Below are 19,019 nucleotides of genomic sequence, written 5' to 3' on the forward strand. Positions count from 1 at the left end.
TATGCGTATTTACTATGCAAATTTAAGAAATATAGCGGAAAGCACCAGCATCAATCGGCACTAAATAAGAACCATGTGGCAGTAAATTGACTCCCTTGTTCAAGTAGCGAAATAGAAACTCATCTCCTGTTGCGTTCTGCCGAAATACGGTTTTCCGCCCATAATCATATATGTAAATAAACGTTAATTTACCCGTTTTCGATAAAATGCCCAATTTACGATTTGTAATTTCGGCAGGACTTTGCGCGCAAAAAAGGGGGAGTTTGGAGACAAACTCCCGGGAGAAACACTTTTTAACGTATGGATTTGTAAGCAAAATGGCCGTTTTGCTTACAATCGCTATTTTAACATTTAAATGGGGTCGGGTTGAAAAAAAGAGGGGGTGGTTACGGTTCTTCGGTCGCTTCTTTATAGAACGCGTACCGGTTCATCACGTCATAGACATAATTTAATGTTTCCGTCGCCCGCAAATAGCCGTGTTTGATATCGGGATCGTTATAGTATTGCGGATCGCTTTTCATGCGGATGCCTTCCGATACATTATCATCCCAAACGGTCGGGTCCTTCCCTATTTTTTCAGCCAGGATCTGGGCATCGTAGACATGGCCGACACCGGCATTATAGGAGGCAAGGGTAAGTTTTATAACCTCCTCTTCCGAGTCATAGTTCTCAAATCTACGACGGAAATTTTTCAGTACCCTGACAGACGTTTGTATGCTTATTTCAGGATCTTTCACCTCGTGAGGGCTGACCCCAAACGCACGGGCTGTTCCGGGCATAATACCCATAAGTCCTTCCGCACCAGCCCAAGAAACGGCCAACGGGTTGAAGGTTGATTCCTGAAAAGCGATCGAAGCGAGCAATTGCCAATCCCAGCCCAAGTCGGGCGCATACTTTTTAAACAAATGGTCGTAGGGCGAGATATGTCCGTCTTGTATGGCGGAAGTCACTCCGCCATAGGGTTGTTTGCTTAGTTCGAAATAGCGCTTCGTTACAGCACGATAGCTTTGCTGGCCGATCTGTCCTTCCGCCCATTCGTCGATGGCGGCTGCCAACAACGGACTCTGCCGGCTTACGATCCAGGAGGCGCGCTGCGGGAAGCTAACCGGCAGGTTCAGGTTGATATTCCAGTGATAAGTCTTGTTGAGACGCGCGGTCATCTCGTCGCTCACCGTGTAGGGGATCTCTCCTCTGGAGACCATACCGATCAGGTCTTCGGTCGTTATGGTGTCTTTTTCGATGTGTCGGATCAGGATGCCACCGCCCAGTTCGTCATTCAGGTTGTTGAGGCGTTGGGCATAAGGCGTGCCTGCCTGCAGGTAGACCTCCCGGCCAATCAGTTGGGTGACATCGGTTAGGATGGTGTCGCCTCGGTTGGATCGCTGGATCAATACCTGCGCGGATTGTCTCTCCTGGCCGGTATACAAAACATTTTCTTTCAATTCGTTATCGACCTGAATGGGGTAAGCTACGACGTTGGCCTCGCCGGCAAGCAGCATCTCGATCAGGCGAGAGGAGTTCTCGGCGATCTTCAGGTTGAGGGTCAGGTTGTGGGTTTGCGCAAAATCCTTGATCAGTTCGTATTCATAGCCCATCTCTTGCATACGATACTCGAAGTAGGAGGTGGAACTGTATAAGGTGACGGCAGTCAGTTCGCCCGCATCGATTAATTGAGGAAGGTCTTTGTGGATGGGGTCTTCTGCCTTCTTTTTTATACATCCCCCCAGGATCATACATGTAAACAATGAGATAAACAGCCCGAAAGCCGCTTTCTGCGAATGAGTCATTGCATTAATCTCTTTTCTCTAATAAAACCACATTCTCCACATGGTGGGTATGTGGGAACATATCGACAGGTTGTACCTTCGTTACCCGGTAGGCCGGATCCAACAATTGCAGGTCGCGTGCCTGGGTGGCGGGGTTACAACTAACATAGACAATACGTTCCGGAGCAGCGAAAAGGATGGTCTTGATGACATCATCGTGCATACCGGCACGCGGAGGATCGGTAATGATCACGTCGGGACGGCCATATTGAAGGATAAAATCTTCGTTGAGAATATCTTTCATATCGCCGGCAAAGAAGAGGGTGTTATCTATCTTGTTAATAGAAGCGTTTACCTTCGCGTCTTCAATGGCTTCGGGTACATACTCGATACCGATCACCTGTTGTGCCTGGCGGCTGACAAAGTTGGCGATGGTGCCGGTTCCGGTGTAGAGGTCGTAGACGAGCTCTTTTCCGGTCAGTCCGGCAAACTCGCGCGCCACTTTATATAAGGTGTAGGCCTGTTCGCTGTTTGTCTGGTAGAACGACTTGGAGCCGATCTTAAAGGACAAACCTTCCATCTCTTCAATAATATGGTCTTTGCCGTGGTAGACAATCACCTCCTGGTCGGTAATGGTGTCGTTGCGCTTTTCGTTTATCACATATTGAAGCGAGGTGATCTCCGGGAACTGCTCCATCAGATAGGAAAGAAGCGCTTCGCGAAGCGGGGCATCTTCCTGGTAGAACACGACCACGACCATCAGATCGCCGATCGAAGTGGTGCGTATCATCAGGGTGCGCATGAATCCCTCCTGGTTGCGCAGGTCGAAGAACGAATAGCCTTCGTGCGCGAAGCAATAGTCTTTGATGGCTAAGCGGATGCGGTTGGAGATATCATTTTGCAGCCAACATTGATTGATATCGAGCACTTTGTCGAACATGCCCGGGATATGGAAACCCAATCCGTTCATATTGTCGAACGAGGCGTCCGACTTGATTTGTTCCTCTGTCAGCCATTTCTTGTTAGAGAAGGTGAACTCCAGTTTGTTCCGGTAGTAGACCGTCTTCTCGGATCCGATGATTGGGAATATTTCTCCTAAGTCAACCTTGCCGATCCGGGTCAGGTTGTCGATCACCTGTTTGTGTTTGTAGTTGATTTGCTCTTCGTAGGGGAGATGTTGCCACTTGCAACCGCCGCACACACCGAAATGTTCACAAAAAGGTTGTGCCCGCTTTTCCGAATACGAATGAAAATGGATTGCTTTCCCTTCCGCGTAACTGTTCTTTTTACGGGTTAATTGGATGTCAACGATGTCACCGGGAGCTACGTAAGGAATGAAAATAACTTTGTCGTTTACCTTTGCAATTGCCTTTCCTTCTGCGGCCACATCAATGATTTCAACGTGTTCAAGCAGGGGTAATTGCTTCTTCTTCTTAGCCAATGTAGTTGTCTTTAAAAATTTCGCCACGCAAATGTACATATTTCATCGATACAATAGGTCTAAAATGGTTATAAAACAGTTTGTTTATTCTTTATTGATAGCGCGTTATGCTATGAAAATTATATATATCTTTGCACTTTGCAATGTCGAGTTGGCAAAACCGCAAACATATTACATCATAATAATTACACTATTAGTCTATTTATGGAGAAGAAAAGAGTTTACACCTTCGGTAACGGAAAAGCCGAAGGAAAAGCAGACATGAAGAATCTGCTGGGAGGTAAGGGAGCAAACCTTGCCGAGATGAATTTAATTGGCGTTCCGGTACCTCCGGGATTTACGATCACTACTGACGTATGCTCTGAATACTATGAACTTGGCCGTGAAAAAGTTGTCGAATTACTGAAGTCTGACGTTGAAAAAGCCATTCAAAACGTAGAAGGATTGATGAACTCCAAATTTGGGGACATCGAAAATCCGTTGTTGGTCTCTGTTCGTTCGGGTGCGCGTGCTTCTATGCCGGGTATGATGGACACGATCCTTAACTTAGGGTTGAACGACGAGGTGGTTGCCGGTATGTCTCGCAAGACAGGCAACGAACGTTTTGCTTGGGACTCCTATCGACGCTTTGTGCAGATGTACGGCGACGTGGTGTTGGGTATGAAGCCAACCAGCAAAGAAGAGATCGATCCGTTCGAAGCGATTATCGAAGAGGTGAAGGAAGCCAAAGGCGTTCACTTAGATAACGAGCTGGAAGTGGCCGACCTAAAAGAGTTGGTAGCGAAGTTTAAAGCGGCTGTGAAAGCGCAGACCGGTAATGATTTCCCGACCGATGCCTACGAACAACTGTGGGGCGCTATCTGCGCCGTGTTCGATTCCTGGATGAACGAACGCGCTATCCTGTATCGTAAGATGGAAGGTATCCCTGCGGAATGGGGAACGGCTGTGAACGTACAGGCGATGGTATTCGGTAATATGGGCGAGACATCGGCAACCGGTGTTTGCTTCTCGCGCGATGCCGGTAACGGTGACGACGTGTTCAATGGCGAATACCTGATCAACGCGCAGGGAGAAGACGTGGTGGCCGGTATCCGTACACCGCAGCAGATCACCAAGGCTGGTTCACAGTTGTGGGCTGAAATGGCAGGCATTCCGGAAGAAGAAAGAAGAACGAAATATCCTTCTATGGAAGAGGCGATGCCGGAAATCTATAAAGAACTGGATGCGATCCAACAGAAACTGGAAGACCATTACCGTGATATGCAGGATATGGAGTTCACGGTTCAGGAAGGAAAACTTTGGTTCTTGCAGACCCGTAACGGGAAACGTACCGGATCGGCGATGGTTAAGATCGCGATGGATCTGCTTCGTCAGGGCATGATCGATGAGAAAACAGCGCTTTTACGTATCGAACCGAACAAATTAGACGAACTGCTTCACCCGGTATTCGATAAAGACGCTTTGAAGAAAAGCAAGATATTGGCTAAAGGGTTGCCAGCTTCTCCGGGAGCAGCTACCGGACAGGTTGTTTTCTTTGCCGAAGACGCTACCGAATGGTATAAAGGCGGCAAGAAGGTAATCCTGGTTCGTATCGAAACTTCTCCGGAAGACTTGGCAGGTATGGCAGCGGCAGAAGGAATCCTGACGGCTCGTGGCGGTATGACTTCGCATGCAGCAGTGGTTGCCCGCGGTATGGGTAAATGTTGCGTATCGGGCGCCGGATCTATCAAGGTTGACTACAAAAAGAAAACCATAGAGATAGACGGTAAACTGTTCAAAGAGGGAGATTTCATCTCATTGAACGGATCAACGGGTGATGTGTATGAAGGACAGATCCCGACGATGGCTGCCGAAGTGACTGGTGACTTCGAAGAACTGATGACGCTGGCCGACAAATACACCAAGATGGGTGTACGCACCAACGCCGATACGCCGCATGATGCCGCTGTAGCTCGTAAGTTTGGTGCTTGTGGTATCGGTCTTTGCCGTACGGAACATATGTTCTTCGAAGGCGAAAAGATCAGAGCGATGCGCGAAATGATCCTGGCCAACTCTGTCGAAGACCGCAAGAAAGCGCTGGAAAAACTGCTTCCTTATCAGAAAGAAGACTTCAAAGGCATCTTCAAAGCGATGGAAGACTGCCCGGTAACCGTTCGTTTGTTGGATCCTCCTTTGCATGAGTTCGTTCCACACGACGAAAAGGGACAGAGCGAAATGTCGCAGGCGATGGGCTTACCGGTAGAGGTGATCCGTCAACGCGTGGAGTCTCTGGTGGAATTCAACCCGATGTTGGGTCACCGTGGTTGCCGTTTGGGTAATACCTATCCGGAAATCACCGAGATGCAGACACGTGCTATCCTGGGTGCAGCCCTGGAGCTGAAGAAAGAAGGCGTGAAAACCTATCCGGAAATCATGGTGCCGTTGACCGGTATCGTATACGAATTCCTGGAACAGGAAAAGATTATCCGTGATACAGCGAAGAAACTCTTCGAAGAAATGGGCGACGAGATCGAATTTAAGGTGGGAACCATGATCGAAATCCCTCGTGCGGCACTGACTGCCGACCGTATTGCTTCTGCAGCTGAGTTCTTCTCTTTCGGAACAAACGACTTGACACAGATGACATTCGGTTATTCCCGCGACGATATCGCTTCGTTCCTTCCGATCTATCTGGAAAAGAAGATCCTGAAGTTCGACCCGTTCCAAGTGCTCGACCAGAATGGTGTAGGCCAGTTGGTACGCATGGCAGCCGAAAAGGGACGCGCGCAACGTCCGGATCTGAAATGTGGTATCTGCGGTGAGCATGGAGGCGAACCCTCTTCTGTGAAGTTCTGCCATAAGGTTGGATTGAACTACGTGTCTTGTTCTCCGTTCCGTGTGCCTATCGCACGCGTATCTGCCGCGCAAGCCGTGCTCGAAGACTAAACGATAAACGCGTTTACATATACAAAAAGAGTTGCCTGGAATCAGGCAACTCTTTTTGTATAGTCATGTTTGTATTTTCAATTACTTTACGCTTCGCTAAACGATCTTCATTCTTCATTGCTTTACGCTTCGCTAAGCGATTTCCGCTTCGCTCCAATTCCCCATCACCTCGGTGCTCTCGTATAAAGGAATATAGCAATGACCGAATAGATGATATTCGGGATCCAGGCGGCCACCATAGGAGTCACATAGCCATTGATAGCAAAGGTGGAGGTGACGGTCGTAAAGAGAATATAGGTAAAACTCAACCCGATCCCGATCCCGATATTCAGCCCCATTCCCCCTTTTACTTTGCGGGAGGAGAGCGATGCCCCGATGGTAGTCAGAATAAAGGCCGCCAGAATACCGGCATACCGCTTGTGATATTCTATTTCAAACTGTTGGATATTGCCGATCCCTCGCTGCTTCTGCCGTTTGATATAGGTATAAAGCTGCGGGGTAGTCATCGTTTCGTTGTCGTTGACCGCGATCAGAAAGTCGGAAGGAATGATAACAATAGTCGTATCTTTCCGCGACCCCTCGGTAATGGTTTCACGCATCCCTTCAAAATCACGGATCATATAATCCATAATCGTCCATTGGTATAGGGTGTCATATTTGATAGAACTTGCCGTCAGGTTAGAGACCAATCGTTTGTCTTCAAAATGTTTCAGGGAGAAACGATACCCCATGCGCGACTTCGTGTCGTAGCTGCCGAAATAGGCAATCACACCCGGTTCTACCTCCAACTGGATATCCCGGGCATATTCCACCCGTTTATCCTTTATGTAATTGTTTTGGAACTCAATACGCGTGATATTGGCCGGAGGAATAATAAAAGCATTCAAAACAAAGGTCGCTATGGCAATCACCGCCGCCGAGATCATATAAGGCAACATCAATCGCTTAAAACTCACCCCACTCGCCAGCATGGCGATGATTTCCGACTTATCGGCCAGCTTCGAGGTAAAAAAGATAACCGCAATAAAGGTAAACAGCGGGCTGAACAGATTCGCGAAATAGGGAATAAAGTTCATGTAATAATCAAAAACGATTGCCCGCAGCGGCACTTCCGGATTCAGGAACTTATCGATCTTTTCATTGATATCGAACACCACGGATATGGAGATAATCAAAACAATCGCGAAGATATATGTCCCCAGAAATTGCTTGATGATATACCAATCGATCCGTTTGAGTCCCAAGGTGTATTTCATTTTTTACAGGCGGTTTGAAAGTTGAACAACCATGCCACGTTTCCACGCGACAAAATCCCCGGCGATAATATGACGGCGCGCCTCTTTGACCAGCCATAGATAGAAGGCCAGGTTGTGAAGCGAAGCAATCTGAAGCCCCAACAGCTCCTCCACCTTGATTAGATGGTGCAGGTATGCTTTACTATACAGGGTGTCAACATACGAATTGGCATCCGGATCGATGGGAGAAAAATCATCTTCCCATTTTTTGTTCCGTATGTTGATAGTACCATATTGTGTGAACAGTTGCCCGTTGCGCCCGTTGCGTGTCGGCATGATGCAATCGAACATATCGACGCCCCGCTCGATGGCCTCCAACAGGTTCACCGGTGTGCCGACGCCCATCAGGTAGCGCGGTTTGTCTTCCGGCAATATCTCGTTCACCACTTCAATCATTTCATACATTTTTTCCGTCGGCTCGCCTACCGCCAGGCCACCGATTGCATTACCATCCGCCCCTTTACTGGCGACATTCTCCGCCGCTCTCCGCCTGAGGTCGGGGTATACACATCCCTGAACAATGGGGAAAAGGCTTTGCGCGTAGCCATATTTTGGTTCTGTCTCGTTGAAACGCTTGAAACAACGATCCAGCCAGCGTTCGGTCAGTTCCAGGGATTGCTTCGCATAGGCATACTCGGCATCTCCCGGCGTACATTCATCGAAAGCCATGATGATATCGGCTCCGATAGCCCGTTGGATATCCATCACGTTCTCCGGTGTAAACAGGTGTTTGGATCCGTCGATATGCGAACGAAATTCAGCTCCCTCCTCTTTGAGTTTGCGGTTTTCCGCGAGAGAAAAAACCTGAAATCCACCACTATCGGTCAGTATCGGACCGTTCCAACTGTTGAACTTATGCAGTCCCCCCGCCTTTTCCAGGATTTCGATGCCCGGCCGAAGGTAAAGATGGTACGTATTTCCCAGAATGATCTGTGCGCCGATATCCGTTGTCAATTCAGGCATCTGCACTGCTTTTACCGTCCCCTGCGTCCCTACGGGCATAAAAATAGGCGTCTCGATCACTCCATGGTCTGTTGTGATCGTTCCGGCTCTGGCATGGGAGTGAATATCTTTTTGTTCTACTTCAAATGTCATCTCGCGGTAAATTGTCAGCAAAGGTAATATTTCCATTGGTATTTGACAATAAAGACGGGAAGAAGTGTTTGCTTAAAGATTCAGCGGAAGGCAAGACCCGTTTTTGGGTCTTTCTCCGACAAATGTTAAAATATCGATTGTAAGTAAAACGGCCGTTTTGCTTACAAATCCATACGTTAAAAAGTGTTTCTCCCGGGAGCTTGTCTCCGAAGTCCCCCCTTTTTGCGCGCAAAGTCCTGCCGAAATTACAAATCGTAAATTGGGGGTTTCGCTGAAAACGAACGATTTAACATTTGTTTATAAATTGGTTTTAAATAAGTTTAATACTCTCCTTCTTTTGCACGAGAGACTATTAAGCTATTTTTACAGCTCGAATTGTAATTCATAGCGACCAATAACTTTTTTATTAATATTATGATGAAACGAATTAGCTTACTCACTCTCTTCTTAGTATGTTTAGTAACCCTTTTGGGGGCAGAAACGCAAATCAGAAATTTAAAGACGGAATATTCCACGACCCCGCTGGGAATCGATGTGGAAAAACCGCGCTTTAGTTGGCAAATGCATTCCGAAGAAAACGGGATGAAGCAACAGGGGTATCAGATTGTCGTTACCGATGAGGCCGGGCAGATCGTATGGGATTCCGGGCGAGTCGGGAGTGATGTCTCGTTGAATATCCGCTACGATGGAATGCCGTTAAAACCGGCTACGCGTTACGATTGGAAGCTGGCAGTCTGGGATCGAAAAAACAAACAACACAAGGCGGCATCCTGGTTTGAAACCGGTTTAATGAATCCAACCCTCGCAGCCTGGCATAATGCTAAGTGGATTGGTGGGAGCGACGAGGATATGGTTTTCTATGCGCATTATCTTCCGGTATTCCGGATGGAGTACAGCCTTCAGTTAGACGAAGCAACGAAATCGACCAGAGCAGGCTTTGTCTATGGAGCCAACGATGCGCGTCTGATGGATAAGAACATGAATATCTTTCATCTGGAAAACGCTCCGGATACTTCCTATTGTATGTTGGAGATCGATATCGCGCCTTTGTCTTCGGGTGCAGAAGCTCTGTTGCATATCTACCGGAGAGGCTATCACCCCGATGATAAAAAGGAGGAGCCGTTCAGGAGCTTCCCGATTCCTTTATCGCTTATTCACGATCAGAACAAATACGAAAAACACCGGATCCGCTTGACCAGCAATCTGGGGCATACCCAGGTGGCGATCAACGACACGACCGTTGCCTCCCTGGGAATGAACCCTATCAATCAGGGAGGTGATTACATCGCTTTCCCGGTGGTGGGCGATATCGGTTATTGCGTTCCTCCTCACCAGACGGCGACCTTCTCGGATATCGAGATTCGTCATTTTCGCCGGCCTTCTGCGGTGATTGCCCAAGGGAGAAACGAAACAGTGGCGGGCGGAGAAGAGGGCTCGTTCAAGACCTACGATCCGAGCCGCAACGCGATGTCCATGTTGCGTACCACCTTCGCCACCGGGCAGCCCGTGAAAAAGGCGCGCCTCTATGTGACGGCACGTGGCATTTATGAGTTTTATATAAACGGAAAACGGGTAGGCGATGATTTCTTTAATCCCGAGATGACGCAATACAACAAAACCCATATGTACCAAACCTTCGATGTGACCGCCTTTGTACAGTCAGGAAAAAACGCGATGGGCGCCATTCTGGGCGAAGGTTGGTGGAGTGGCGGAGCTACCTATACCGGCGACAACTGGAACTTTTTTGGTGACCGGCAGTCGCTCTTAGCCAAATTGGTGGTGACCTACGCGGATGGGAAAGAGGATATTATCGTTTCCAACCCCGACGACTGGCAGTGTTTCAACGACGGCCCTGTGGTTTATGGCAGCTTCTTCCAGGGGGAGGTCTATGATGCCTCGAAAGAGAAACAGATAAAAGGATGGAATAGTGCGTCGTATGATGCTTCCGGTTGGAAAAAGGCTGTGGTGGTTCCGCTTGCGGGCACGATCGCCTTTCCGGAGGAGCGTTATGCCGGTATGCAGCTTATCGGGCAATACGGACAAACGGTGAAAGCCATCAAAGAGCTGACAGCCCAGTCGGTGGAAGAGGTGCGTCCGGGTGTGTTTGTGTATGATATGGGGCAGAACATGGTCGGTGTGCCCCGCATTCATCTTTCGGGACAAAAAGCGGGGCAGAAGATCAACCTGCGTTTTGCCGAGGTGAAATACCCTGACCTGCCGGAATATAAAGAGCTGGTGGGAATGCTCATGCTCGAGAATATCCGCGCAGCCATGGCACAGGATATCTATTATACCAAAGGAGGGGAAGAAACCATTCAACCCCGCTTCACCTTTCATGGGTATCGCTTTCTGGAGATCACCGGCATCGATCGCCCGTTGCCTCTGGAAGCGGTCAAAGGCGTGGTGATCAGCTCCGTTCACAACCTGGCCTCTTCGTATGAGACATCCAATGAGCAGGTCAATAAACTATGGGAAAACATCACCTGGTCGACCTATGGAAACTTCCTCTCTATTCCGACCGATTGTCCGCAACGCAATGAGCGGATGGGATGGAGTGGCGATATCTCTGTCTTTGCCCGCGCTGCCAGCTATTTGGCCGACGCGCCTCAGTTCCTGCGCCGCCATATGCTTGCCATGCGTGATTCGCAGCGTGAAAACGGTCGTTTCCCGGATGTGGCGCCGATGGATGTCGGCTTTGGCGGTTTGCTTTGGGGAAGCGCCGGCATTACGGTTGCCTGGGAGGCTTACCAACAATACCAGGACGAGGATCTATTGGCTGAACACTATGACGCCATGAAGCGTTATATCCATTTCCTTCAAGATGAAATGATGGATAAGGAGAGCGGTCTGATTGTGCAAACCCGCGCCTGGGGTGATTTGGGCGACTGGTTAGGCCCCGAGGAGAGACGCGACGATAAGTCATTATTGTGGGAAGCCTACTTTATCTATGACCTGGATATTATGCAGCGGGTAGCCACGGTGCTTGGAAAGACAGCGGATGCCTCCCGATTTGCCACCCTATTGGCGGAGCGGAAAGCCTTCTTCAACGCGACTTATATCCATCCCGCCACCGGGAAAACAATCTTCTCGGCATTCGATGAAAAGCGTAAAGGAGAATGGGTCGATACACAAACCTCTTATATCCTTCCCCTTGTTTTCGATCTGGTAGAGGGCGAAGCGAAGAACAAACTAACCGCCCGTTTTATAGAAACCATGCGTCGCGAAAACAAAGCGGATAACGGTGTGATTTGTCCGCCCTACTCGCTGATGACAGGCTTTATCGGTACCACCTGGGTAGCAAAAGCCCTGTCGGACAATGGCCATACAGCCGATGCCTATCGGTTGTTGCAACAAACCTCGTACCCCTCCTGGCTCTATCCGGTAGAGCAGGGCGCAACTACCATCTGGGAGCGTTTGAACTCCTATACGCATACCCATGGCTTTGGCGGAAACAACTCGATGAACTCGTTCAATCACTATTCCTTTGGCGCCGTAGCCTCCTGGATGTATAACTATTCCTTAGGAATCGAACGCGATGAGAACGAACCGGGATTCAAACACTTCCTATTGAAACCCGAACCCGACCCGACCGGTGAAATGACCTTTGCCAAAGGACATTACGATTCGATGTACGGGCGCATAGAGAGCGCCTGGAAGAAAGAGGGGAATGTTTGCACCTATTCCTTTGTCGTACCGGCTAATACAACAGCCACGCTTTCCCTGCAGGCCACTTCCGAAAAGAATATAAAAAGCGGAAAGAAAGCCTTCAAAAAGATGAAAGGAGTATTATATAAAGGATCAGAAAACGGCCGATACCTCTTCGAACTCGAACCGGGAAGCTACCATCTGCAATGTGATTTTTAAGGAATCACCCTCTCTCAATACCTACATATAGGTATTGGGCGGTTTATGTAGAAGCTGTACCTTTGCAAGGAGAAACAAAACGAGATGAAATTATCGGAATTAAATACCGGAGATAAGGGAGTCATAGTGAAAGTGATGGGGCGTGGCGCCTTTCGCAAGCGCATCGTCGAAATGGGTTTTATCCGTGGGAAAGAGGTCGTGGTGATTCAGAACGCCCCATTAAAAGACCCTATTCACTACCGGATCATGGGCTACGACGTATCGCTCAGGCGCAGCGAAGCGGCACTGATCGAAGTGGTCAGCGCCGAAGAGTTTGCCTCCACCCTCCTGGAAGCAGAAAACAACACTTCTTACCCAGGCTCTCCCATAATGCCTTCCGATGAAGACCTGCAGGCAATCGCTATGCGGGAACGTAAGATCATCAATGTGGCGTTGGTGGGCAACCCCAACAGCGGAAAAACATCTCTCTTCAATTGGGCCTCGGGCCAACACGAACATGTGGGTAATTACAGCGGCGTGACGGTCGATGCCAAGGAGGGAACATATAAATTAAACGGATATACCTTCCGTATCGTCGACCTGCCGGGCACCTACTCTCTATCGACCTATACCCCTGAAGAGCTCTATGTGCGTAAACACCTGCAGGAGGAACATCCCGACGTGGTGCTCAATATCATCGACAGCTCAAATCTGGAGCGTAATCTCTACCTGACGACCCAACTGATCGATATGGATATGCGCATGGTGATCGCGCTTAATATGTACGATGAACTGCAGAACAGAGGCAATAAACTCGACCACGAAGGGCTTTCGGTCCTATTGGGGGCACCTGTTGTACCGACGATCAGCAAAAACGGCTTTGGTATCAAAGAACTGTTCGATCGTATTATCAAGGTGTACGAAGAGGAAGATCCGGTGGTTCGTCATATACATATTAATTATGGAGAGGTCTTAGAGAAAGGGATCAAGCAAGTAAGGCGCTGCCTGAAGCAGCATGCCAATATTCCTCATAATAATTCCAAACGTTACCTGTCCATCAAGTTACTGGAGGGGGACAGCCAGGTCGAATCCTATATTCAAAGCCATTCGGAGGGAGAGATGATTCTGGAAGAACGCAACAAAAGCGTGGCCGAAATAGAAAATCTCCTGCAGGAGGACTGTGAAACGGCTTTCACCGACGCGCGCTATGGGTTTATCTCCGGCGCTCTATTGGAAACATACGAAGAAAATCAGCTGCAAAAGATCAACAAAACACAGATCATCGACACCTTTGTGACCAACAAATTATTGGGTTTCCCTATCTTCTTCCTCTTTATGTGGATCATGTTCGAAGCCACCTTCCGCTTCGGTGCCTATCCGATGGAATGGATCGAATCGGGGGTGGCCTGGTTTGGCGACACCATACGCCACACTATGACGGATGGGCCACTGAAAGACCTATTGGTCGACGGCATCATCGGCGGCGTGGGGGGTGTGATCGTATTCCTTCCCAATATATTGATACTCTACCTGTTTATCTCCTTTATGGAGGACTCGGGCTATATGGCACGGGCTGCCTTTATTATGGATAAGATCATGCACCGGATGGGGCTGCATGGAAAGTCGTTTATCCCGCTGATTATGGGATTCGGTTGCAACGTACCGGCGATTATGGCCACACGCACGATCGAAAGCCGCAACAGCCGGATGATCACCATGCTGGTCAATCCATTGATGAGTTGCAGCGCCCGCCTGCCGGTCTATGTCTTGTTGGCAGGAGCCTTCTTCCCCAAACATGCCGGAGCAGTGCTTTTCAGCATGTATATTACCGGCATTCTATTGGCAGTCGGCATGGCTCGTCTGTTCAAACGCTTCCTGTTCAAGAAAGAAGATGTGCCGTTTGTAATGGAGTTGCCGCCTTATCGCATGCCGACTCTCAAATCGATCCTGATCCACATGTGGGAAAAGGCACGGCAATACCTCCGGAAGATGGGGGGTGTCATCCTTTTTGCTTCTATTATTATCTGGTTCCTGGGCTATTACCCCCGCCATTCGGCCGGAATGGAGGCCTACGATGAACGGATAGCCGTGGTGGAAAACAGCCTGGAGGACTCGGAAGAGAAAGAGGCCACCCTGGCCGAACTGGAGCGTCTCAAATCAATGGATCACCAGGAACATTCCTATATCGGGCGTATCGGTAAAACCATACAACCGGCTCTGGCACCGTTGGGCTTCGATTGGAAAATGAGCGTGGCATTGATGACGGGCATGGCAGCCAAGGAGGTGGTAGTGAGCACCCTGAGTGTATTATACACCGGCGACGAGGAGGATTCGCAGAAATTGGCCGAACGGCTGATGGATGATCGCGATGCGTCGGGCAAGCCGGTATTTAATCCGTTGGTAGCGCTCAGCCTGATGCTCTTCGTCTTGATCTATTTCCCGTGTGTTGCTACGGTAACGGCTATCAGCAAAGAGTCGGGCTCCTGGAAATGGGGGCTGTTCACGGTGGTTTACACCTGCATCCTGGCCTGGATTGTATCCTTCGTTGTCTATCAGACGGGCGGATGGCTTGTTCAATTATTAACCTAAAACCCCAAAAGAATATGTGGCAGGAAATAATCGTTCATCTGATCGGCGTCTTAGCTCTGGCATACGCTGGCTGGAAGATCTATCGTCTTTTCCGTCGTTCCAAACAGACTAATAATCCCTGTGCCGGTTGTTCGGGGTGCGCTTTTGCGGAGGAGGCGCACAAAAGAAAATAAATTATCCCTATCTTTGAGCCTATTACATCTAATAGTATCGACCTTATGAAAAGAAACTTAATCGCTTTATGCGCTCTGTTCCTATGCGGCACGCTATGGGCAGCGCCTATTTCTATCCAACAGTTCAACTATGCCGGGCCTTACGAGGTGAAAACACCTTTTATCGGTGATAGTGCAAATGTTCAAAACAAGAAGTATTCCGAGAAAGAGCTGTTGAAGAGCCCGCTCTCTTTTTCCCTGTTGCGTACGAATGGCCGGGTATTGACAGCCACGGACGAAGGCATCGCCCTGCCGGGATCGTCTTATGATTACGCGCTCCATCTACTCTCTTTCTACCTGGCGAGCGATCGCTACTGCGCGGGTTCCCTTGTGATCGATGGGGCCGATGAGGTGGAGATCTATGTGGATAATAAACTGCAAAAGGGGAGTGCCCAAAAGCTATCACTCACATTAGAGCCTCGCACCTACGAGGTGGTGATTAAATACCTGTCGAAAGGAGCTGCTGAAAGCACGCTTAAGGTCTCCTACGAAAGCGAACAGTCTGCCGAGATTACGGCAACGACATCGCCCGAACGCACCTATACACTTGGCGATGTGTTCGACGGGAAGCGCATTCAATCGGCATCGCTCTCTCCCAGTGGCAAATATTACCTGGTTAGTTATAGCGTGAGCTTTCCGGGCGGGCGGCAAAACAGCTACCGTCAATTGGTGGAAGTGGCTACCGGGCGCCTGATTCTTACGGGCGATCAGCGCAATCTGCAATGGATGCCGCGGGGCGATCAGCTCTATTTCACCCGTCAGGGCCTTGAAGGACGTGAGCTTGTCACCTTCGATCCGATGAATCTGAAAGAGAACATTCTGGCCAACAACCTGCCGGAAGGCGGCTTCCGCTTCTCACCGACAGAAGATTTTCTGTTGTTCTCCATCTCCGAAGAGGGACCGGAAGAGCGGAAAGATATTTACGAAGTATTGGTGCCCGACGACCGTCAACCGGGTTGGCGCACGCGTTCCTTTATTCATAAGTATGATCTGGCCACCGGATTGATGCAACGCCTCACATTCGGTTACCTGACCACCAGCATCAACGACATCTCGCCCGACGGCAGGTACCTGCTTTTCTCTACGCGGGAGCCATTCCTAACCGAGCGTCCATTCACACGCGCCTCGCTCTATCGGATGAATCTCGAGACATTCGAAACGGATACGGTCCTGAAATCGGCTGGGTTTGTCAACCGTGCGCAATACGCTCCCGATGGGAAACAGTTGCTTATCAGTGGCTCACCGGAAGCATTCGATGGCATTGGCCTCAACGTGGCACCGGGACAGACTGCCAATATGGGCGACGCACAGTTGTTTCTTTACAACCTGTCGAATGGCGAAGTCAAGCCATTAACCAAAGAATTCGATCCCTCGATCGACCAAGCGGTTTGGAACAAATTCGACAATCTGGTATATATCATGGCCAAAGACCGCGACCGGGTGCGCCTGTACACCCTCGATCCGATCAAAGGATCTTTCCGGACAGTGGAAGCTGAAGAGGAGGTAGTCAGTGATTTCGCGCTGGCTAAAACATCTCCTTCCCTGCTCTATTACGGATTGAGCGCCTCCAATTCACAGCGTTTGTATGTGCAGGACACAAAGAAAAACAAAACAACTCTATTGGAAGATCTCTCCAAAGAGATCCTGAAAGATATCCGCCTGGGAGAGGTAAACGACTGGAACTTTACGAATGCCCAGGGCGATACGATCTACGGACGCTATTACCTGCCGCCGAACTTCGATGCAAACAAAAAATATCCGATGATCGTTAATTACTACGGTGGCACTACGCCTACGGCACGCGTAATGGAAAGCCGTTACCCGTCGCATGTATATGCCGGCATGGGCTTTATCGTTTACATCATTCAACCCAGCGGAGCCACCGGCTTTGGTCAGGAATTTTCTGCCCGCCACGTCAACACCTGGGGCATACAAACAGCGGATGATATTATCGAAGGAACGAAGAAATTCTGCGACACTCACTCGTTTGTCAACCGGGAAAAGATCGGTTGTATGGGCGCTTCCTACGGAGGCTTTATGACTATGTTGCTGCAAACCAAAACAGATATATTCGCGGCTGCCATGTCGCATGCCGGTATCAGCGACATCACCAGCTATTGGGGCGAAGGCTACTGGGGTTATTCCTACAGCGCACAGGCCACAGCCAACCGATATCCCTGGAATGCCCGTGATATTTACGTGGAGCAAAGCCCGCTTTTCCATGCCGATAAGGTAAATACGCCGATCCTCTTCCTGCATGGAGCCAGCGATACCAATGTGCCCGTCGGGGAGAGTATTCAGATGTTTACCGCCTTGAAACTCTTAGGAAAGCCGACCGCTATGGTGTTGGTCGACAAACAAGACCACCATATCCTCGACTACGACAAGCGAACCCGTTGGAACAACAGCATCTACGCCTGGTTCTATAAATGGCTGAAAGACCAGCCCGAATGGTGGGATGCACTCTATCCGCCGAAGAATTTATAAGATAATTGAGGAATATAAGCCGGCCGGGATCATTCAAACCGAATGGTCTTGGCCGGTTCGATTTTAGTGATCAGGTAAGAAGGGCCTAAGAGCATCAGAAGTGTAGCAGCCAGTGTACCGATATTCAGGAGCAGAAGCGCTCCGAGGCTCAGGTCGATAGGCACAGCATCTAAGTAGTAGGTAGCCGGATCGAGCGGTATCAAACCGAACTGCGCCTGCAGAAAACAGATCACTAACCCGATCACATTGCCCCAAAGCATGCCTTTGCCTATAATAAAAGAGGAAACATACAGGAATATCTTACGGATACTCCGGTTGTCTTGCCCCATCGCTTTCAGGATACCGATCATATTGGTGCGCTCAAGAATAAGCACCAATAAACCGGAGATCATCGTAAATCCGGAGACCAAGATCATCAGGAGAAGAATAACAACTACATTGATATCCAACACCTCCAGCCAACCAAATATGGCAGGATTCAACTCTTTGGCCGAACGGGTGTAGAAATTATTGCCGTCACGATCCTGCTGTTCCGCCATCTCAAAATAGACATTTTCGGCTATTTCATCAAGGCGTTCGTAGTCGTTGATCTGCAATTCGATACCGCTTACCTGGTCGGAATCCCATCCATTTAAGCGGCGCACCTGCCGAATATCAACCAATACAAACAGTTTATCGTAATCCAGAAAGCCCGTATCATAGATGCCGGTAATCGAAAAACTACGCGCCCGCACATTGTCCTGCACAAAATAGGAATGAAACCTGTCGCCTACCTTCAGACCAAGCATATCGGCCAGCGTGCGCGAGATAATGGCATCCGTCGAATTCTTCTCCGGATCCAGCGAGAAGACATCCCCCTCTTGCAGGTTTTCGCGGAAGAAGGTCCAGTCGTAATCCGCGTCGATACCTTTTAGGACAATACCTTGGAAGTCCTCGTCGGTCTTCAGAATACCCGGCTTGGTGGCAAATGTTTCCACATGCCTGATGCCCGGAAGCGACCGGAGCTGCTCCATCAAGGTGTCGTTAACCGCTATCGGAAGATATTCAAAGGAAGCATTATTATCGAAGTTGGTGATTTGGATATGCGCGCCGAAGCCAATCACCTTTTCGCGTATCTGCTTCTTAAAGCCGACAATAATGGCAATCGACAGAATCATCACCGCCAGCCCCAGGGCAATACCCGCCATGGCCACCTTCACCGTTGGCGAAGTCACCTTCTTGTCTCCATCCTTATCGAAATGGATCCTGCGTGCGATGAACAGTTCTAAATTCAATTATAAATGAATTTAGAATTATGAATTATGAATTATGAATGATGATTTGACCGCAAGAGGCCTCTCATAATTCATAATTCATCATTCATAAT

The 19,019-nt window shown here is 49.2% G+C and carries 10 protein-coding genes; 5 read left to right on the plus strand and 5 right to left on the minus strand.

Annotated elements, in window-relative coordinates; translation table 11 throughout:
• Nucleotides 1–386 precede the first annotated feature (386 nt).
• Both M2137_RS05900 and rlmD read right to left on the minus strand, forming a co-directional pair.
• Complete coding sequence (locus M2137_RS05900; RefSeq protein ID WP_348538030.1) at nt 387–1,733, minus strand: transglycosylase SLT domain-containing protein; 1,347 nt, start codon at nt 1,731–1,733, stop codon at nt 387–389.
• 58 nt (nt 1,734–1,791) lie between these two features.
• Nucleotides 1,792–3,207 (minus strand): 23S rRNA (uracil(1939)-C(5))-methyltransferase RlmD, encoded by a 1,416-nt coding sequence (gene rlmD / locus M2137_RS05905; RefSeq protein ID WP_280765682.1) that lies wholly within the window; start codon nt 3,205–3,207, stop codon nt 1,792–1,794.
• 204 nt (nt 3,208–3,411) lie between these two features.
• Between rlmD and ppdK the strand changes: the two genes are divergently transcribed.
• Nucleotides 3,412–6,132: a pyruvate, phosphate dikinase gene (ppdK, locus tag M2137_RS05910; RefSeq protein WP_280765538.1), complete on the plus strand. Its 2,721-nt coding sequence runs from the start codon at nt 3,412–3,414 to the stop codon at nt 6,130–6,132.
• 164 nt (nt 6,133–6,296) lie between these two features.
• Here ppdK and M2137_RS05915 read toward each other — a convergent pair whose 3' ends face one another.
• Together M2137_RS05915 and tgt are read right to left on the minus strand one after the other, a co-directional pair.
• Nucleotides 6,297–7,388, minus strand: a complete 1,092-nt coding sequence (locus M2137_RS05915; protein WP_280765539.1) for an LptF/LptG family permease — start codon at nt 7,386–7,388, stop codon at nt 6,297–6,299.
• Nucleotides 7,389–7,391: 3 nt separating this feature from the next.
• Nucleotides 7,392–8,522, minus strand: coding sequence for a tRNA guanosine(34) transglycosylase Tgt (gene tgt / locus M2137_RS05920; protein WP_280765540.1), 1,131 nt, complete (start codon nt 8,520–8,522; stop codon nt 7,392–7,394).
• A 417-nt stretch (nt 8,523–8,939) separates the two neighbouring features.
• Between tgt and M2137_RS05925 the strand changes: the two genes are divergently transcribed.
• The 4 genes from M2137_RS05925 to M2137_RS05940 all read left to right on the plus strand — a co-directional run bounded on the left by M2137_RS05925 (nt 8,940) and on the right by M2137_RS05940 (nt 17,653).
• The gene (locus tag M2137_RS05925; RefSeq protein WP_280765683.1) at nt 8,940–12,386 is read left to right on the plus strand and encodes an alpha-L-rhamnosidase; all 3,447 of its coding nucleotides are present in this window, start codon (nt 8,940–8,942) and stop codon (nt 12,384–12,386) included.
• A gap of 84 nt (nt 12,387–12,470) precedes the next feature.
• Complete coding sequence (gene feoB / locus M2137_RS05930) at nt 12,471–14,954, plus strand: ferrous iron transport protein B (RefSeq protein WP_280765541.1); 2,484 nt, start codon at nt 12,471–12,473, stop codon at nt 14,952–14,954.
• A 14-nt stretch (nt 14,955–14,968) separates the two neighbouring features.
• Complete coding sequence (locus M2137_RS05935; protein ID WP_280765542.1) at nt 14,969–15,127, plus strand: FeoB-associated Cys-rich membrane protein; 159 nt, start codon at nt 14,969–14,971, stop codon at nt 15,125–15,127.
• Nucleotides 15,128–15,172: 45 nt separating this feature from the next.
• Nucleotides 15,173–17,653, plus strand: coding sequence for a prolyl oligopeptidase family serine peptidase (locus tag M2137_RS05940; protein ID WP_280765543.1), 2,481 nt, complete (start codon nt 15,173–15,175; stop codon nt 17,651–17,653).
• Nucleotides 17,654–17,682: 29 nt separating this feature from the next.
• Here M2137_RS05940 and M2137_RS05945 read toward each other — a convergent pair whose 3' ends face one another.
• Nucleotides 17,683–18,927, minus strand: a complete 1,245-nt coding sequence (locus M2137_RS05945; protein WP_280765544.1) for an ABC transporter permease — start codon at nt 18,925–18,927, stop codon at nt 17,683–17,685.
• Nucleotides 18,928–19,019 lie beyond the last annotated feature (92 nt).

The organism is Parabacteroides sp. PFB2-10 (genome assembly GCF_029893085.1).
GTDB lineage: Bacteria > Bacteroidota > Bacteroidia > Bacteroidales > Tannerellaceae > QVMG01.

Bases quoted from the DNA above. Each gene is read 5' to 3' on its own strand.
- ppdK (WP_280765538.1), top strand. From the start codon at position 3,412: ATGGAGAAGAAAAGAGTTTACACCTTCGGTAACGGAAAAGCCGAAGGA.
- M2137_RS05925 (WP_280765683.1), top strand. From the start codon at position 8,940: ATGAAACGAATTAGCTTACTCACTCTCTTCTTAGTATGTTTAGTAACC.
- M2137_RS05900 (WP_348538030.1), bottom strand. From the start codon at position 1,733: ATGATCCTGGGGGGATGTATAAAAAAGAAGGCAGAAGACCCCATCCAC.
- tgt (WP_280765540.1), bottom strand. From the start codon at position 8,522: ATGACATTTGAAGTAGAACAAAAAGATATTCACTCCCATGCCAGAGCC.
- M2137_RS05935 (WP_280765542.1), top strand. From the start codon at position 14,969: ATGTGGCAGGAAATAATCGTTCATCTGATCGGCGTCTTAGCTCTGGCA.
- feoB (WP_280765541.1), top strand. From the start codon at position 12,471: ATGAAATTATCGGAATTAAATACCGGAGATAAGGGAGTCATAGTGAAA.
- M2137_RS05940 (WP_280765543.1), top strand. From the start codon at position 15,173: ATGAAAAGAAACTTAATCGCTTTATGCGCTCTGTTCCTATGCGGCACG.
- M2137_RS05915 (WP_280765539.1), bottom strand. From the start codon at position 7,388: ATGAAATACACCTTGGGACTCAAACGGATCGATTGGTATATCATCAAG.